General features: G+C 48.7%; 17 protein-coding genes and 1 pseudogene. 14 read left to right on the top strand and 4 right to left on the bottom strand.

Annotation, left to right across the window (positions count from 1 at the left end):
- The first annotated feature begins 125 nt into the window (after positions 1 to 125).
- Both istA and istB read left to right on the top strand, forming a co-directional pair.
- Positions 126 to 1,619, top strand: coding sequence for an IS21 family transposase (istA, locus tag RFF05_RS04740; protein ID WP_409967410.1), 1,494 nt, complete (start codon positions 126 to 128; stop codon positions 1,617 to 1,619).
- Complete coding sequence (gene istB / locus RFF05_RS04735) at positions 1,612 to 2,334, top strand: IS21-like element helper ATPase IstB (protein ID WP_409967230.1); 723 nt, start codon at positions 1,612 to 1,614, stop codon at positions 2,332 to 2,334. Before istA ends, istB begins: the two co-directional genes overlap by 8 nt.
- A 54-nt stretch (positions 2,335 to 2,388) precedes the next feature.
- Here the strand turns inward: istB and RFF05_RS04730 are convergent.
- Positions 2,389 to 2,649 (bottom strand): annotated as a pseudogene (locus tag RFF05_RS04730) (sporulation initiation factor Spo0A C-terminal domain-containing protein); the annotation flags it as partial.
- The gene (locus RFF05_RS04725) at positions 2,637 to 2,876 is read right to left on the bottom strand and encodes a helix-turn-helix domain-containing protein (protein WP_409967229.1); all 240 of its coding nucleotides are present in this window, start codon (positions 2,874 to 2,876) and stop codon (positions 2,637 to 2,639) included. The pseudogene RFF05_RS04730 and the gene RFF05_RS04725, both read right to left, overlap by 13 nt.
- Before the next feature lie 496 nt (positions 2,877 to 3,372).
- Here RFF05_RS04725 and RFF05_RS04720 point away from each other — a divergent pair, with 496 nt between their 5' ends.
- The 7 genes from RFF05_RS04720 to RFF05_RS04690 all read left to right on the top strand — a co-directional run bounded on the left by RFF05_RS04720 (position 3,373) and on the right by RFF05_RS04690 (position 9,595).
- The gene (locus RFF05_RS04720) at positions 3,373 to 4,032 is read left to right on the top strand and encodes a hypothetical protein (protein ID WP_409969246.1); all 660 of its coding nucleotides are present in this window, start codon (positions 3,373 to 3,375) and stop codon (positions 4,030 to 4,032) included.
- Positions 4,033 to 4,043: 11 nt separating this feature from the next.
- Entirely contained in the window at positions 4,044 to 5,717 is a 1,674-nt protein-coding gene (locus tag RFF05_RS04715) for a DUF5906 domain-containing protein (RefSeq protein WP_409969245.1), read from the top strand.
- A gap of 142 nt (positions 5,718 to 5,859) precedes the next feature.
- Entirely contained in the window at positions 5,860 to 6,036 is a 177-nt protein-coding gene (locus tag RFF05_RS04710; protein WP_409969244.1) for a DUF6870 family protein, read from the top strand.
- 47 nt (positions 6,037 to 6,083) lie between these two features.
- Positions 6,084 to 7,760: a recombinase family protein gene (locus tag RFF05_RS04705; RefSeq protein WP_409969243.1), complete on the top strand. Its 1,677-nt coding sequence runs from the start codon at positions 6,084 to 6,086 to the stop codon at positions 7,758 to 7,760.
- A 59-nt stretch (positions 7,761 to 7,819) separates the two neighbouring features.
- Positions 7,820 to 8,092 (top strand): type II toxin-antitoxin system Phd/YefM family antitoxin, encoded by a 273-nt coding sequence (locus RFF05_RS04700; RefSeq protein WP_409969242.1) that lies wholly within the window; start codon positions 7,820 to 7,822, stop codon positions 8,090 to 8,092.
- Positions 8,082 to 8,390 carry a type II toxin-antitoxin system RelE/ParE family toxin gene (locus RFF05_RS04695; RefSeq protein WP_409969241.1) on the top strand — a complete coding sequence of 103 codons (309 nt, stop codon included), beginning with the start codon at positions 8,082 to 8,084 and terminating at the stop codon, positions 8,388 to 8,390. Before RFF05_RS04700 ends, RFF05_RS04695 begins: the two co-directional genes overlap by 11 nt.
- 68 nt (positions 8,391 to 8,458) lie before the next feature.
- Entirely contained in the window at positions 8,459 to 9,595 is a 1,137-nt protein-coding gene (locus RFF05_RS04690) for an XRE family transcriptional regulator (RefSeq protein WP_409969240.1), read from the top strand.
- A 33-nt stretch (positions 9,596 to 9,628) separates the two neighbouring features.
- On the opposite strand, the gene RFF05_RS04685 is transcribed toward RFF05_RS04690, so the two are convergent.
- Together RFF05_RS04685 and RFF05_RS04680 are read right to left on the bottom strand one after the other, a co-directional pair.
- On the bottom strand, positions 9,629 to 10,456 hold the full coding sequence (locus tag RFF05_RS04685) for an alpha/beta fold hydrolase (protein ID WP_409969239.1): 828 nt from the start codon (positions 10,454 to 10,456) through the stop codon (positions 9,629 to 9,631).
- Between the two features lie 97 nt (positions 10,457 to 10,553).
- Entirely contained in the window at positions 10,554 to 11,270 is a 717-nt protein-coding gene (locus tag RFF05_RS04680; RefSeq protein WP_409969238.1) for a hypothetical protein, read from the bottom strand.
- A gap of 110 nt (positions 11,271 to 11,380) precedes the next feature.
- Here RFF05_RS04680 and RFF05_RS04675 point away from each other — a divergent pair, with 110 nt between their 5' ends.
- The 5 genes from RFF05_RS04675 to RFF05_RS04655 all read left to right on the top strand — a co-directional run bounded on the left by RFF05_RS04675 (position 11,381) and on the right by RFF05_RS04655 (position 17,682).
- Complete coding sequence (locus RFF05_RS04675; RefSeq protein ID WP_409969237.1) at positions 11,381 to 12,865, top strand: tagaturonate reductase; 1,485 nt, start codon at positions 11,381 to 11,383, stop codon at positions 12,863 to 12,865.
- Between the two features lie 79 nt (positions 12,866 to 12,944).
- Positions 12,945 to 13,553, top strand: coding sequence for a hypothetical protein (locus RFF05_RS04670; protein ID WP_409969236.1), 609 nt, complete (start codon positions 12,945 to 12,947; stop codon positions 13,551 to 13,553).
- A gap of 3 nt (positions 13,554 to 13,556) precedes the next feature.
- Positions 13,557 to 14,873 (top strand): Na+/H+ antiporter NhaC family protein, encoded by a 1,317-nt coding sequence (locus tag RFF05_RS04665; protein WP_409969235.1) that lies wholly within the window; start codon positions 13,557 to 13,559, stop codon positions 14,871 to 14,873.
- On the top strand, positions 14,870 to 16,021 hold the full coding sequence (locus RFF05_RS04660) for a cation diffusion facilitator family transporter (protein ID WP_409969234.1): 1,152 nt from the start codon (positions 14,870 to 14,872) through the stop codon (positions 16,019 to 16,021). The genes RFF05_RS04665 and RFF05_RS04660 overlap by 4 nt, the downstream gene beginning before the upstream one ends.
- A 230-nt stretch (positions 16,022 to 16,251) precedes the next feature.
- Positions 16,252 to 17,682 (top strand): sodium:solute symporter, encoded by a 1,431-nt coding sequence (locus RFF05_RS04655; protein WP_409969233.1) that lies wholly within the window; start codon positions 16,252 to 16,254, stop codon positions 17,680 to 17,682.
- The last annotated feature ends 159 nt before the right edge of the window (positions 17,683 to 17,841 follow it).

Here is a 17,841-nt window from a genome sequence, read left to right as displayed (position 1 = left end):
GTACCGAAAAAGGGCGCGAAAAGTGCATAGGTTGGGCTCGTAAAAAAAGAGCCATTGTCAGCACCTCAAAAAAGAGCTACCATTAGTTTGTCTAGAACTAAGGAGGTAGCGGAAAGGTGATAAGAATGGCTCAAAAGAATTATATCAAAGATTTGTACGAAAACCAAGAGAAAAGTCTCAATGAAATCGCAAAAATCACAGGACTCAATTATCGCACGGTGCGCAAGTACGCCCATAAAGACGACTGGAACGATGAGCATCTACCCAACATTCAAGCAGAAAGCTATCCAATTTTAGGGGATTTCATCCCTATCATAGACCAATGGTTAGAGGATGACACCAAAATTCCACGCAAGCAACGACACACAATTTGGCGAATCTATTGCCGTTTACGAGATGAAGAAAAATTCCTCGGTAGCTACTCCAGCGTAAAGCGTTATGTGCGCAAGAAGAAATTCGCCATGAGCAGCCAAACCGATGGTTATCTGCCTCTGGCGCATCCCCACGGCAGTGGGCAAGTGGATTTTGGCGAGCACATCTACAACGACGCCTCATCCAAAGTGCGGACAGGCTACGCCCTAACCCTGTCCTTCCCCAATTCCAACAAGGGATACACCCAAGATTTCCCAGCCCAAAACCAAGAATGCTTGCTAGAAGGCATGAAGCAGATTTTTGAGCACATGGGTGGCGTGCCACCCGTCATCCGCTTCGACAATATGTCTACCGCCGTGGTGAAGGTCCTAGACCATGGTGAACGAGTGCTGACCGATGGATTCACCCGATTCATGCTGCATTACCGATTTAAGGCTGAATTCTGCAATCCTGCCGCTGGCAACGAGAAAGGCAACGTGGAGAATAAAGTGGGATATAGCCGCAGAAACGCCTTTGTTCCTGTGCCGACCATTACCTCCTTCGATACCTTCAACGAACAGCTTTTCGACTGGTGCGAGCAGGATGCACAGCGTCTCCATTACAAGCATCAGATTGAGATACAGGAACTGTGGGAAGCAGATCGTGAGGCGCTACTACCCCTGCCAGAGCACCCTTTTTCGGTGTTCCGTTACGAAAGCTTGGCGGTGAATAAATATGGCTTTGTCACCATTGACACCAATAAGTATGGTCTGTCACCAGCGCTGAGTCGAGAGATTGTGCAAGCGAAAATTTATTATGACTGCATTGAATTTTACCATGACCATACCTTAGTTGGAAGTTATAAAAGAAGTTATGAAACACACCAAGAGTACTATGATTGGAAACAGTATGTTGGCGTTTTATGCAGAAAGCCTGGCGGGGTATCTCACACTCGATTCTTCAACCAAATGCCACCTCTTTGGCAACAGCATCTCCACCAAGCCCAAGGACAGGCACGAAAAAGTGCGCTACAATTACTGGATGAAATCGTCCAAGATGGCAACGCCACCTTTTGCGACGAAGTGCTAGAGTTGGCGCATGAGAATGGCCGCACCGATGCGGATAGTGTCCGCCAATGCTACTACATGATTGCCAAAAAGGAACACCGACCAGAGCCGTTGACTTTGGATATTACCACGCCTGACCTACATTACACGCCAAATTTGAGCGCTTACGACGGATTGATAGGAGGTGATTTACATGGTTGAGCAATACATGAAAACCTTGAAATTAGGTGGTTTGGCAAAAGAGTGGACAAGTGTGGAATACCGAAATAATGAGCAATATCTAACCGATTTATTACAACTGGAGTTGCGAGAACGAGAAATAAACCGCATTAACCGCATGGTAAAAAGTGCAGGATTTGGGGTGCTAAAAACCTTGGATGACTTCACTTGGCGCAATGAAATAGCACTGCCAGTTGGACTAACACGAGAGTATATGGAAGATTTGCAATTTTTGGCACCCAAGGAAAACCTTATTTTTATGGGCGCCGTTGGGACAGGCAAGACCCATCTTGCCACAGCTCTGGCGTTGAACGCCTGCCAAGAAGGACGGCCTGTTCGCTTCTTTACAGCTGCATCTCTTGCCAATATTTTATTGGAAAAGAACAACAAGGGCACCTTGAACAGTTTCTTATCTACGCTAAAAAAGGTGCAGTTAATGGTCATTGATGAAATTGGTTTTGTACCGTTGCACAAAGCGGCAGCAGAGCTGTTATTCCAAGTGATTGCCGACTGTTATGAGCGGAAAAGCCTCATCATTACATCCAATCTGGAATTCTCTCAATGGAATACAGTCTTTGGGGATAACCGCTTGACGGCAGCTCTCATTGACCGCTTGGTACACCATTCGCACATAGTCATCTTCTCTGGGGAGAGCTACCGCTTGACACAATCCATGTCCAGGCAACGTGAGCGTTGAGGCTAGAAGGGACAAAAAAGCACCATTCCTAGGTTTTTTCTCCATAGGATGGTGCGCCATCTGCTCTAACAAAATTCGATTGTGTATCCAAATAAGCTCTGTGATTGTGCGAATGTTGCGCTCAACGCATTGCCAAGTGGTTTTATAGTGTTTGGCTACCTCTGGGTACAGCCACTTGGTGATGAGGAGCAGCCTTTCTGGATTTTGTATGACGAGATAGACGGCGTAGCTGGTATGGAAAAAACCTCGATAGTTGGCGGTGATGCCTAAGGAGTAAAGCAGGCTGTAAATTTCTGCAATGTCTACGCTACCCATTGCAACTCACCCCTCTCCATCTGAAAGGTTTTTGGGTAAAACCCCAGTTCCATGCCATATACATTGCCCAATGTTTGAAGTGTACTCATTTTTGTATCTTTGCTTCCTCGCTCTGCATCCCGAATTGTTCTAACAGAAATTCCACTGCGACCCTCTACCATTTCCTGCGTCATCCCTTGTTCTATACGGAACCCTTTTAAAGCAACGCCAAGTTCATTTCTAGCCATTGTGCACACCTCCTTCTTGTTTTCATTATACAAGAAGAATTTAGCAAATAACAGGAAGCCCACTTCCGTTTTCGACATTTTTCAGCAATTTTTTAAGTTTTTTCTCGCTAATGTTATTCCCCAACGCTGACCCTATGCACTTTTACGCGCCCTTTTTGTGTATTTTTAAGTTGACAAAGACACATTACGAGAGTATTCAAGCTTATACACTTTGCGCCTAGTCTCGGTAACTGCCTTGTCGATATCGCTCTTCATTTTCTTAAAATCATAGCTCGTATCATTTGGCGTTGGCTTCTTCATATGTACTCTCCTATTTAATTCTAACCTTTTAATTTACAATAAGTATGCCTATCTTATCAAGGGTGCAAAATTTACCCCAAAACTATTTTTGGGGTAAATTTTGCACCCTCTAAAAAGCCCGTCGGATGGTGTATACTACGCTTAGATCGCACTCATCAGGAGTCGATACTATCAAAACACGAAATGGAGAAATATTATGAACCAAAATTTCATGACCAGCACCATCCAAACCGGCACCCCTACCCTCGCACACACCCCTGCAAACACCTTCGCACACACCCCCGCAACCGCTCCCGCCTCCGCACCTTCACCTATGACTCCAGAAGAAACCCAACTCATGTCAAAAATGGGCGCAGGCCTTGCCGTTGGTAACCGCGCGTATGGTGTTATCTGTTGCAATCCACATCTTGCGCAACAGCGGGATTTTATCGTTCAAAACAGCAACCATCCGCTGAAGGCACTGATGGGCAAGGTGTCCACACCAGAAGGTATCATCACCTTCGACTTAGCATCATACGATGCTCGCCTCTACTTCATCGCTGGTTCGGACCGCACTACGGCAGAATATATTCTGACCGACAACGCAAAAAATGTGTTGGCCTCATCTCAAAGAGATGGGTGTGCACTGCAAATGTTTGCAGTTGCAGATATCGCCAATGCTACCAAATCCGACTCCACCATGGAAACCCCAGAACTCCTGGGGGTAAACATTCACTTCGACGCAACTGCTCAATCCCTCCCTATGCAGGTGGCCGCCCTGAGCACCAATTCCGATATCATCCAAATGTGGTATTATGCTGCGCTCCGTGAACACGGGGCTAGTGGTACGGAACAATCCCATCAACTTCAAGGCTGAAAGGAGCTTCTATGCATTTTGATGAAGAACTAAAGTCCATACTATCCAACACGGGAGATACAACCATCACCCATGACACATTTGATTCCTTGCCTGATTTAGCCGGCACTTGTGCCATCGAAGAACTCTTGTATGTACTCCCTGCAGTTGACAACCAATCCTTCGAAGACCCCATCTGTCTGCAAGACGGTGATATGGACCCAATGCTATGGCTATCCTATTTCCCTGCAGGAGACCCTATCACAGTAGAGGACTTCAATGAACCACTCCTGCTTCCTGATGGTCAAGATGGGACGGAGCTTCTCCAAGCCCTGGGGATCACTACCAACCGTTCTCCTTCCAAGTATAAGCCATCTCCACCCGTTATGCAATCAAAACCTGGTACGAAGTTTACCGATGCAGATATGGTGGAATTTGCTAAAAAATGTGCCATAGCACTGCAATTGATGATTTATAAAGAAGAGGCGTATCAATACACAGGTACCCACTGGAAACAGTTGTCTGTCCATCAGCTGCATGTAGCGTTGCGACAATATTTTTCTGAGCGTGGTATCGATGGTACACTGGTGCCTCAAACCTATAAATCCATTGATTGGTTGATACGCCATGCGCCAGAAATTCAGCGCGACGAGCCATTGCCTCATCATAGTCATCTGTTGAACTTCACAGATGGCACGCTCAATCTGTACACTGGGGAATTCTATCCTCACATGCCTGAGGATTACCTGCTCACCTGTCTGGACTTTGCCCATGCGGACATCCCCTGTGCTTCTGGTGAAACCTTCGAGCAATTTATTGCTTGTGCTGGACAAGGAAGTGAGCTGATACGCCGCCAGGTCCTCCAGATGTTGATTGTGGCACTGACAGGTTTGCAATGCAAAACCTTTTTTGCCATCATTGGCCCATCTGGCACTGGCAAAACCCAATTGGGGCGATTGATTGCTTCTCTTTTAGGGGAAGATACCGTCACCAGTCTCTGCGGAATGAGTAGCTTCAAAGATAAATTTGCGCTGGGCAACATCCGAGGCAAAAAAGTCATCTTATGTATGGATTTGGATGACACCATTTTGCCCAAAGCGGCTGTGGGGATGCTCAAGCAATTGGTTGGCGATGATGCCATCCGCATCGAGCCGAAGTATAAAGACGGCATTACCGTCTATCATAAACCTATCTTCATCTGCGCAGGCAATCATCCCATTCGGCTGAATAATCTAGCGGAAGAAGAGGCTCTGTTAAAGCGTATGGTCATCATTCCCTTTATGGGAACACCAGTGGAAGAAGACCGCATTCCCCAACTCTTTGAAGCCTTGACGGAGGAGCGCGCCTACATCGTGGGACAAGCCATCTTGGAATATAGCCGCCTTATGGCGGATGGATGCCAACCCATCCGAGCTGAAGTGCCTGATGAATACCAAGCAAAAGATTCTCGCATTGGCTATGACTCGGTGAAGAGCTTTTTGAAGGCCTGTTGCCTGCTAAAAGTGGATGCCTCCATCACCTCCGAAGCCCTGTATCAACACTATTGTGCCTACTGTGAAGGCGAAGCAATTCCTCTAGACAAGCTAGAGTTTGCTCGACTTTTCAAGTCATTGATATTGGCTGAAAAGTTGCCAGTCCAACATGTAAAACGGGTTGCATCTGGCAACAGAGGCTATCAAGGGCTTACAGTTAGGGACGACATGTAACCCCTTCCCCACGTTCTGTTAAGGTTGTGGATTTCCTCCATATATCATTCCCATAGAACACACCCACTTCCCATTGATATCACATGGAATAAAACACCAGTCAATGGGGTACATTGAACATGAAAGCGAGGCGATGATACCTATGACCAATCAACCGCACATTGACCAAACACTACCTGTGCAAGAGCGGATTGCATCTTTCTTGCGTGCCACCGACAACCCTTATCAAATGCAGATAAATGGGATGTCTGTGGAAATGCGGTATTGCAATGGGGCACCCACATTGCAAGAAAAAATGACCCGTATCTGCCAGCAATAACACTGGGATTTCCATCTAAAATCTAACACGAAAGGGGGCAGGATACCATGCCACGCAATAGCAAATTTCAAGCAAATTCCCTTAGCAACACACCGTCCACTGCAAATGCCAAGCTATGGCATCCTGCCCTCTACATTCGTCTGTCCCGTGAGGATGGCGACAAAGAGGAAAGCGACAGCATCGCCAACCAACGCACCCAACTTGAGGATTTCCTGACCCAGCAACCTGACATGGCACCGCCTAAAATCTACCAAGATGATGGCTGGTCTGGCACATCCTTTGACCGCCCTGCCTTTGAGCAGATGATGGCCGATGCCAGAGCTGGCAAAATCAATTGCATCATCGTCAAAGATTTGTCTCGTCTGGGGCGAAACTACATCGGCGTTGGCACTTATTTGGAGCAGGTATTTCCGCTTCTAAACCTACGGTTTATCTCGGTCAACGACCATCTGGACAGCTATCTCAGCCCCCAAACCATGAACACCTTGCTGATTCCTGTGAAGAACATTTTAAACGATGAGTACGCACGGGATATTTCCAACAAAATCCGCTCCTCACTGGACATCAAACGTAAGCAAGGGCAGTTCATCGGCTCTTTCGCCTCTTATGGCTATGTGAAAGACCCAAATCAAAAGGGAAAACTTCTTATTGATGACGAAGCGGCGGCGGTGGTGCAGGACATTTACCAGTGGTTTTTAGAAGGCACCAGCATCATTGGTATTGCCAAACGACTCAATGCTCTGGGCGTTCCCAATCCCAGTGAGTATAAGCGACGCAAAGGGTTTGACTACCGCCACCCAGCAGGAGAGATGCTAGACGGTCTGTGGCCTGACAGTTCTGTGCGTCGGATTTTGCGAAACAAGCTCTACACTGGCACCATGGTGCAGGGAAAAAACCGCATCAAAAGCTATAAGCTTCATGTCTCCGAAGCCATTCCGTCAGACCAGTGGATTGAGGTAGAAAACACCCATCCTGCTATCATTGACAAGGAGACCTTTGACCGTGTGCAAGACCTGTTCACTCGTGACCGCCGTGCCTCTCCTGCCACCCAGAAGGAATATCTATTTTCTGGGCTGTTGCGATGTGCCGACTGTAAGCGTGCCATGAACCGCAAGCTGATTTCTCAGCCCTACGGCGACTATCACTACTACATTTGCGCCACCTATAAGAAGATGAACAACGGCGCTTGCACCAAGCATACCATCCGTTCTGACCGTTTGGAACAGGCGGTGTTGCAGGCGGTGCAACAACAAATCGCCTTGGCGGTGGAGATGGATGAGTTGATTGCATCTATCAACGAAACCAGTGGTGGCAATCGCCAGTCTCAGCGGTTGCAAGAGGGCATTCGTCGTGCCCAGCAAGCCCAAGAAACTGCCAAGCGCATGAAGCTAGAGCTGTATCCAGATTGGAAAAATGGGGACATTTCCAAAGAGGAATACACCGCCTTGAAAGCCAAGTTTGAAATGGAAATTGACCGCCATGACCAGACTATCGCCGCCTTACAAGCCCAGCAAACGGAGCTACAACAAGGGGTGGACGGCACCAATGCGTTCCTCAAAGAATTTAAGCAATACCGCAATCTCCAACATTTGACTCGTGACATTGTGACCCAGCTCATTGACATGATTTACGTCCACGAAGGCGGTGACATCACCATTCAATTCACCTTCGCCGATGCCTTCCAGTTGGCGAGAGAGTATATTGAGGGGCAAGAGGAGAAATGATTCTTGCAATTCTATCATGATTATGATAGAATATTGCCATAAAACAAGGAGGTGCTACTATGAATATCAAACCATCCACTGCACTTCGCAATGAATATCCTCAAATTTCTCAGCTTGCCAAGGCTTCTGGCGAACCTATTTTCATTACCAATAAGGGTGAATCGGACATGGTGGTCATGAGTATGCAAGCCTATGAAGAACGGGAAAAAATGTTCCGTCATCGAGACATGGTGTATCAAGCGGAGTTGTCTCGCCTCAGTGGTGCGCCAGCTTATACAAGCGACCAAGTAGATGCCAAGATGGAGGACATTTTCCGTGCCTATGAATCATAAATTGGTTTATTCTCCAGAGGCTGTGATGGACTTGGAGGAGATTGTCAAGTTCCATGTCACCCATGTGGGTGTAGCGTCTGGGCGTACCATCTATGCTACCATGAAAGAGACCATCGCTAAGTTAGAAACCTTTCCCCTTGTGGGGCAAACCCATCCTGACCCAGTGCTGGCAAGCAATGGGTTTCGCAAACTGGTGATTAAATCCCCCTATGTGTGCGTCTACAAAGTATTTTCTAACCAAGTTTATATCTATCGCATCGTCAACGGTGCAACCGATTATCCTAAGTTGCTACGTTAAAACACCTATTTTCAAGTGCATCAAATCGTGGTATACTATACAAAAACCAACAAAAGGAGGCTGTGTTTATGGAATTTTATCTCAAGCATTTTGATGTCAATGTACTGCATTTTTCGGCAACCATGGACACCAGCAGTCCTGACATTGAGATTTTGTGGCAAAGTGAGGAAGCATGGCGATTGCCTTTGGATTTGGATGTGAAGAATCTGTCCAGTTGGCTTCGTCGGCGTACCATTCCTAAAAATCGTGCCTTTGTCCATGAGTTGTTGGCCAAGCAAGGGCTTAGTTTGAACCGTCCCATGGGGATTTTGCTGGCCTGCAAGGGGCTGTCGTTGAACGACTGCTATTGGGTCACTACCGTGGACGATACTGCCACCTTTGCCCAAGTGAATTTGTACGCCAACAACTTGAGCCGTGTGTTAGCACAGGTGGCGTTCACTGGCTATGGTAGTCAAGAGCGCCCCTCTTTGGCCTCTAGTCCTGAGTTTACCACCGATGGGATGTTGCCCAAATGTTGGCGCAGACAAAGCGGTGTGGTGTCCTTGTGGAAGGGTGCCACCACTGGGGCTTCCAACACAGGGTATGAACCCTATTCTGAGTTTTATGCCGCTCAAATTGCCGATGCCATGGGCTTCGATGTGGTGCAATATAATCTGTCCAAATGGAAGGGGCAACTCTGTTCCACCTGTCCGCTGTTCACCAGTCAAGACAGGGCTTTTATCCCTGTTGGTCGCCTTGTGACCAGTGGGGGACTTGGTGCTGTAAAAACCTATTACGCCACCTTAGGGGAAACCTTCACCCACGCATTGGAAGATATGTTGGTATTGGATGCCTTGATTTGCAACACCGACCGCCATTTCGGCAACTTCGGTGTATTGGTAGACACACAGACCAATCAAATTGTTGCCCCTGCGCCCTTGTTTGACCATGGCAATGCCTTGTTTAACTTTGCCAGAGGAGAATATTGGGAATCCACTGAATCCTTAGACAAATACATCGCCACCCTGTACCCCAACGTGTACGATGACTTCCTAGGCACCGCTAAAGAGGTTCTCCGTCCTGATCACCACAAAGGGCTACGCAAACTCTTGACCTTCCAATTCAAAAAGCATCCTGCCTATAACCTACCAACCAAACGGCTCAAGGCCATTGAAAAGCAAATTCAAAAGAGGGCAAGCGTGTTGCTAGAATCTAATGAAACATAAAAAAACGAGCCAGATTTGGCTCGTTTTTTTGCCTTATAATTTGTCTAAGAACCCTTCTAACACGGCGTTCCATGTGTCGGGATATTCGTAGAACATCAGGTGTCCGCCCATGACGTGGTGGTCGTAGCCGGGGAGTTTTTCTTCCACAAAGGGCTTTGCCACGTCGGCCCAATGCTCTGCAATGAACATCAAACTGGGGAAGTTTGCCCCTAAATCTTGGGCAGTTTCTAAGAAGTTGCAGAACATGGCATCGCAGAACAATGCCTTGCAAATCCAGTAAGGCGTGCGACAAGACATATCTAGGATGTAGGACAATTCCTCTGCTGGAACATCTCGTTGAATCATAATGTCAGTGGTGTAGCCACTGAAAAAGTCTCGAGGGCCACTGGGAACGCTGAGGATTTGGCTTGCCACTTCAGACAGTTCTTCGATGGAACCCTCTGTCCAACAAGTGGGGTCGGGGGACATGGGCAGGGGAGACATATCAATGGTAACAATGCCACGGAGTTTGTCTTTGCCAAACTGCTGGACATAGCTCCATGCATCCAAGTTACCAGTGCTCCAACCGATGAGCACCGCATCGTGCAAATCCAAAGCGGTCATCAAGCCGTGCAGGTCACGACCGTGGGTCAGATAGTCGTTGCCGTCTGCCGTTTTGCTGGAAAAGCCTTGCCCTCTGGGGTCAATGGCAATCACACGGTAAGCTTTTGAAAAATGGGCAATTTGTGCCTTGAAAATCTCGCCAGAAAAGGTCAAACCAGGGATGAACACCAAGGGTTTGCCTGCCCCTTGTTCCCAATAGTGGAGTTCTACACTGGGGGTGACTTCTACATATTTGCTTTCCAAATACTCTTTTGCCATGGTCGCTACCTCCTAAATTTGGATATTAAATCCAGTATACAGCAAAGGTGCGGTTCTTGCAACTATTTCCTTGCGTTTGCTTTACAACCCCCACATTTTATGCTATACTGACACAAATATCAAACAAACCAGTGCGTTGGCACTGGTTTGTTGCATTTTCGGGACATGGTCCTAAATTCACACTCCCAGGTGCCATGGCGGCCCCCATGTTGTTGGCATCTTTAATGCCCCAATCTACCACTTTGCCTGTGGTGACGTGGGTGATGGCAATGTTGGTGCCGGTGGTGCCTAGAATGCAACAACCGGCGGCGGTGGCCGTCCATTGGGCGGTGGGGGTGCGTTGATTACCGTAGGGCATGGGGGTGCGGTATTGGCGCTCTACGCCGCAAAAATGGGATGAGGCCATGGCGGCGATGTGATGCGCCATGCCGCCAGAAATCAGCATGGCGCCTAAGCCCAACCCTTCCCCCATGGTGGCGCAGGCATTGTAGAGCCCTAAAAACGGCACCGCAAACGACCGCATGGCAAAGGAGGCACCCACGCATTGGTTGAGCAAGTCTCCAGAGAGGACATAGCCCAAGGCGGAGGGCTGTAGCTTGCCTTTGGTTAAGGCGGTGGAGAGGGCTGTTTTTTGCATGGCAACCTCTGCCTGTTCCCATGTTTTTTGGCCGAAAAAACTGTCGTGGTTCACCATGTCAAATCCCTGTGCCAGAGGGCCTTTGGCCTCAGCTTTGCCCCCGATGCTCCCCCATGAAACCACCCGCGGTGGGCGCTCCAATGCCACCGTCTGGGCACCCAATCGTGTTGCTCCCATAGGTTTATCCTCCTGCGTGTAAGAAATTTAATGTTAGTATGTCCAAACGGCAAACCTTTATGCTATACTATAGTGTGAAAAAAACATCACGGGGAGAGGGAGTCATATTTATGGAACAACTATCTTATGCTACTTTGGAAATTATGGACTATCAAGGCTATAGTTTAAAAACTGCACCAGAGCGGATTTTGCAATTTGGGGAAGGGAATTTTCTCCGTGGCTTTGCCGATTATTTCATTGATGTGCTCAATGAGCGCTGCGATTTGAATGCCAAGGTGGTGCTGGTAAACCCCACCCATCGTGGCAAGGCAGAGCGGTTCAACGCCCAAGAAGGGCTGTATACTGTGTACTTGCGTGGCATGGAAAATGGGGTGGCTCAGTCTAAGCGGCGGATGGTTTCCAGCGTTAGCCGCTGCCTTAGCCCCTATGCTGATTTTGAAGGTTTTCTACAAACGGCGCAAAATCCAGACATGGCCTTTGTCCTCTCCAACACCACAGAAGCTGGCATCGTCTACGATGAAGTTTGCCAATTGACTGACGCGCCAGCCACCGCCTTTCCTGCCAAGGTGACCCAATGGCTGTATGCGCGGTTCACCCACTTTGGTGGGGCGGCAGACGCTGGCGTGGTATTTTTGCCCTGTGAACTGATTGATGCCAATGGGGAGGCCTTGAAATCCTGTGTGTTGCGCTATGCCAAGCAGTGGCAATTGCCCCAAACTTTTGCCCAGTGGATAGAGACAGCCAACACCTTTTGTAGCACACTGGTTGACCGTATTGTCACTGGGTATCCCAGTGATGAAGCCGATCAGCTAGACGTTGAAAATGGCTATATCGACCGTCTTGCCACCGTGGGAGAACCCTTTGCCAACTGGGTGATTGAAGGGCCACAATGGGTGGGGGAAGCGCTGAAATTAGAAGGCTCTGGACTGCCCATTCTCATCTGCGACGACCAAGGGCCATACAAAAAGCGCAAGGTGCGGATTTTAAACGGCGCCCATACCTCCACCGCCTTGGCGGCCTATTTAATGGGCTATGACATTGTCCGTGACTGCATGGCAGACCAGACCATTTCCGCCTTTTTGACCCAAGCGTTAGAACAGGAAATTATGCCCGTCATCGATTTGCCCAAAGAAGATTTGGCGCACTTTGCCAGCGCCGTGAAAGACCGCTTCCAAAACCCCTACATTGACCATAAACTGTTGGATATTTCCCTCAACAGTGTGTCCAAGTGGCGCGCCAGAGTGCTGCCCACCATTTTGGAATATCACGCTCAATTTGGAACGCTACCAGAGCGTCTGGTGTTTTCCTTTGCCGCTTTGCTGGCGTTTTATACGGGCAAAGAAATCTCTGGTAACAGTTTGCTTGGCTGTCGAGATGGGGCAAGCTATCCCATCATCGACAACATGGAAGTGCTACAATTCTTCGCCCAGCATAGTCAAGACGATGGGTTTATCCATGCCGTGGCCTCCCATGAGGCCTTCTGGGGCTGTGATTTGACGGCAATTCCTGATTTTGAAGCCACAGTCACGGCACACTGGCGCACCATTGCCACCCAAGGTCTGGCGGTTGCGATGAAAGCAGTGGTTGCAGACTAAAAAATTATATACACAGAAGAAAAATCGTGATATACTGTTAGATTGGTCAATATACTTTAGATACTGAGAGGTACACACTATGGATACGATGGTCACCTTTGGCTATCTCTGCCCCCACTGTGGGCAAATGGTAATGGGCAGCCGCTCCATTTTTGCGTTGGAAGCGTCTAATGCAACCGTGTCTTGCGACTGTGAAAAAAGCAGTCTGCAAGTCCAATATGACGGCGAACAATACCACATTTACGTCCCCTGTGGACTGTGTGGGGAAACCCACGTGGCAAAATGTTCGCCCACCCGTGTTCACCATACGGATATGGGTTTGGGCTGTGCCAAAACCAAGCAATTCTCCTGCTTCATCGGCGAAGAAGGCACGGTGGAGAAAAACCTCCGTGAACTGGCGATTTTGGCAGACAAAGAACACCAACAACAGCAAGCGGAAAACCCTGAAAACTTCTCTGACTCGGCACTGATGTACGAAGTGCTCTCCGAGCTTAAAGACATTGCCAGCCGTCCCCACGGCATCACCTGCCAATGTGGGGCGGAGGATTACGGCATTGCCGTGCGCCGTAGCACTGTGGACATTACCTGCCACAGCTGTGGTTCCAAACTGCGCATTGGCGCCGCCACCGACGATGATTTAGATAATCTGTGCTGTAAAATGACCTTGGTCATTCCCTCTGGACTGTAAACTATGCTGGTAAGCTTTGCCCTGTTTTTAGGGGCGGTGATGGCTTCATTGGTGATGGGTATCAACTTGGTGTATCCATTGGCCTTTGGGTTGGCGGTGTTTGTCCTGCTGGCAAAATCCAAGGGGCACAGCTTGTCTGCCATCGCCAAAATGGCATGGACAGAAGGGAAAACAGCGCTGATTGTGATCCCTGTGTTTTTGCTCATCGGCATGGTGATGGGGCTGTGGCGCAGCAGCGGCACCATTGGATATTTTCTCTACTATGGCCTCCGTGCCATTTCTCCCGATTGGTTCGTGCTGACAGCTTTTGTGCTCACCGTGTTTTTCAGCTTTGCCCTTGGCACCTCCTTTGGGGTGGTGGGTACGGCTGGGGTGGTGCTCATTACGCTGGCACGGGCTGGCGGTGTGCCCATTCCATTGGTGGCTGGGGTGATTTTATCTGGTGCATACTTTGGCGACCGTGGTTCCCCTATGTCCTCTTGCGCCACGCTGGTGGCGGCTTGCACCAATTCATCCCTATACGATAACGTGCGCCAAATGATGAAAACTGCGTGGCTGCCCTTGGCCATCACCGTGGCAGTGTATGCCGTGGTGTCGCCTTTGTATCCTATGGAAATTGGGCAGAGCAACGTGATGCTGGCCTTGGAAGAACAATTTTCCTTCCACTGGGCGGTGACCTTGCCAGCGGTGGTGATTTTTGCATTGGTGCTTTTGAAGGTACCAGTGAAATTTGCCATGGCGCTTAGCGCTGTGGTGGCGTTGGTGTTGACCATCACCTTGCAAGGTGTATCGTGGCAAGAGGCCATTTCCTGCGCCGTTTTTGGCTATACGCCCACACACCCAGACCTACAAGGGGTTTTAGATGGTGGTGGACTGGTGTCCATGGTCAATGGCTCTGCTGTGGTGCTGATTACCAGTTTGTATGCTGGGATTTTGACCCAGCTTCATGCCCTTGCCTCTGTGGAACAGGTTATAGAACGGCTGGCACAGCGCTTTGGCTTATACAGCGCCACCTTTGCACTCAGTTTGCTCACTGGGATGGTGTTTTGCAACCAAAGTGTACTGGTGATTTTAACGACAGGGATGCTCAAACCTCTGTACCAACGGGAAAACGTGACCCCTTGTGACCATGCCATGGACATTGCAAACTCTGGGGTGATGCTGGCTGGACTGGTGCCTTGGTGCATTGCCTTGACCATACCGTTAGCCATGTTGGGCGCGGATTTATGGGCAGTGCCATGGGCGGTATATCTCTATTTGGTGCCCCTTTGTTATGGGTTTACCCGACGGTTCTATGTGAAAAAGGAGACTACGCTTTGATTCTATGGTTATGCAAGCGCTATTGCGTCAATTTACCGCCCCAAAAACACCGTTCCATCTATGGCATGGTGTGTGGCGCGGTGGGCATTGGGCTCAATGTGGTGCTGTTTTTTGGTAAGATGGTGGCAGGACTGCTCGCTGGTTCCATTGCCATTATGGCAGACGGGTTTAATAACCTCTCTGACGCTGGCTCGTCGCTGGTGACGCTGTTGGGTTTTCGTTTGGCGGAGCAAAAGCCAGACCCGCACCATCCCTTTGGTCACGGACGGATTGAGTATCTGGCAGGCCTAGTTGTGGCGCTGATGATTATTCTCATGGGTTTGGAGTTGGGGCAACAATCTGTTGGGCAAATCCTACAATATACCCCCGTGATGGTGACACCGTTGACCATTGGTATTTTGGCGGTGTCTATTGTCGTGAAGCTATATATGTACAGCTACAATCGTCGTATTGGCAAGGAAATTGACTCGGTGGCCTTGAAAGCCACGGCGACGGATTCCCTGTCTGATGTGGTGGCCACGTCGGTGGTGCTGCTTGCCACCATCGCTGGGCAGGTGCTGGAGTTGGCGCTAGACGGTTGGTGCGGTTTGGCAGTGGCAGGGTTTATTTTGCTCTCTGGCTTGCGTGCTGGCAAAGACACCATCGACCCTTTGCTGGGCTCAGCCCCATCGCCAGAGCTGGTGGTGAAAATTCAAAACATTGTTCTTGCCCATGACTGTGTGCTGGGGATGCACGATTTAATGATTCACGATTACGGCCCAGGACGGATGATGATTTCTCTCCACGCAGAGGTGCCAGCAGAAGGGGATTTTCTTCAATTGCATGAGGAAATCGACCAAGCGGAGCAAACCTTAGGCAAGGAACTAGGGTGCAATGCAGTCATTCATATGGACCCTATTGTCACCACTGACGGTATCACCCAACCCACCGCCCAAAAAGTGGAGGCCATTGTCAAGCAAATCAATGCCACCTTCCATATTCATGATTTTCGCATGGTACCAGGGGAAGTGTATACCAAGCTGATTTTCGACTTAGTGGTGCCCTATCAATACGACATGGAAGACGGTGTCATCGCTGATTTGGTGAACCAACGTGTCCAAACCCTAGACCCCAATTACCGCACCGTTGTGGTGGTAGAACGAGGATAACCGTAGGCTTTCGTCTGTATTTACACTATTTGTGAGCAAATAATACAAAATAGCATCGCGCAAGCGATGCGAAAGAGGTATAGAACCAGTGGCTGGCCACTGGTTCTATACCTCTTTTTTATTTGTGAATTTTGTCTAAAATTACTTGACATAATGTAAATAAATCATGTATAATAAAGGTGTATAATGGGAGAGAATCAAAAATATTTTTAGAGAAAAGAGGATGCCCTATGGAACACGTAACCTTGCTAGACATCATTATTATCCTTGTATATTTGTTATTTACCTTGTTCATTGGTTTTTACTTTACTAGAAAAGTAAAAAATTCCAGTGATTTTTTCATTGCAGGCCGTAGTTTGGGGCCTGTGGTGTTGATGGCCACCGTGTGTGCCTCCATCATTGGCGGTAGCGCCTTGATTGGTCGTGGGAACTATGCCTACACCAGTGGCGTGGTATCCATTGCCATTGCCTTGCCGTACATGGTGGGTATGTTTATTTTCTCTGGTTTTACAGGGCGGATTTCTAAAATTGGGCAAAAATACGGGGTCACCTCTATTCCTGAGTTGATGGAATTGCGCTTTGGCAAAACAGCAAAGCTGTTGGCGGCGGCCATGATTGCTTACAGCATGGCGGCCACAGTGGGCTCTCAAATTAGCGCCACGGCCACGGTTTTTAGCGTCATCGGCGGCAACCACGGCATTACATATATGACAGGGGCCATCATTGCCACGGTGATTTTTGCCATTTATACCGCCAGCGCTGGGCTTTTTGGTGTGGTGTACACCGACTTGGTGCAGTTTTTCATTTTAATTTTGTTTGTATATATCACCCTGCCAGTGATGGCAGTGAGTCAAGTGGGTGGGCTGTCCGCCTTGATTGCCCAAACACCCTCTGAAATGTTTGATTTTGAGCTGCAATCTTCCGTGGTCACCTTGATTTTCACCAATTTTGTCATGACCTTGGCTGGGGCTGAATTTTGGCAACGTGCCTTTGCGGCGAAAAATCCCAAAACGGCCTTGCGTGGTCAATTCGCTGGCACCGTGGTCTATGCCGTCACCATTTTCATCACCCTGTTCTTGGGCTTGTCTGCTGCTATTTTGTTCCCCAACTTGGTCAATGATTACGGCAGTGCCGACTATGCCATTCCTGTGATGGTGGCAAGTATTTTGCCAATTGGTTTGACTGGCCTGACTTTTGCTGGTCTGTTGTCGGTGATGATGTCCTCGGCTGACACTTGTATTTTGGTGGCGACCCAAGCCAGCATCAACGACATCTGGAAAACCATCCATCCTGACCTGTCTGAAGATGGAGCGTTGAAGCTATCGCGTATCGTCACTGTGTTAATTTCTGGGTTTGCTCTGCTAGTGGCACTGTTTTTCACCAGTGCGTATGCGGCGCTGATGTTTGCGTGGACGTTTTATGCGTCTGCCATGGGGCTACCTTGTTTGGCGGCTTTGTGTTGGAAAAAAGCCAACACACCGGGGATTCTCTCTGGTATGCTCACAGGCTTGGTGGTTTGTATCGCGTGGAAGCTGTTGGGCGAACCGTTGGGTGTTGGCTGTAGTTTGCTAGGGGTGTTGTGCTCTGGTGTGGCCTTGGTGGCCGTCACCTTGGCAACCACAAAAAGCCATCCTCCACGTTGCATTGCCACTGTTGAATAAGAAAGATGCGAAACAAAAAAAGGAACGAGCTTATGGCTCAATGTCATTAAGATAAGCTTTGCTTATCTTAATGACAGCTAAAAACTAAGGACTAAGAGTGAAAAACTATGGAAACGCAATCGGTTTTCTATAGTTTTTCACTCTTCACTTTTAGCTCTT

The organism is Bengtsoniella intestinalis (assembly GCF_039719005.1).
In the GTDB taxonomy this organism is placed as follows: domain Bacteria; phylum Bacillota; class Clostridia; order Oscillospirales; family Oscillospiraceae; genus Oscillibacter; species Oscillibacter intestinalis.
Note: the sequence above shows the minus strand (reverse complement) of the source record. Positions and strands in the feature narration are given on the sequence as shown.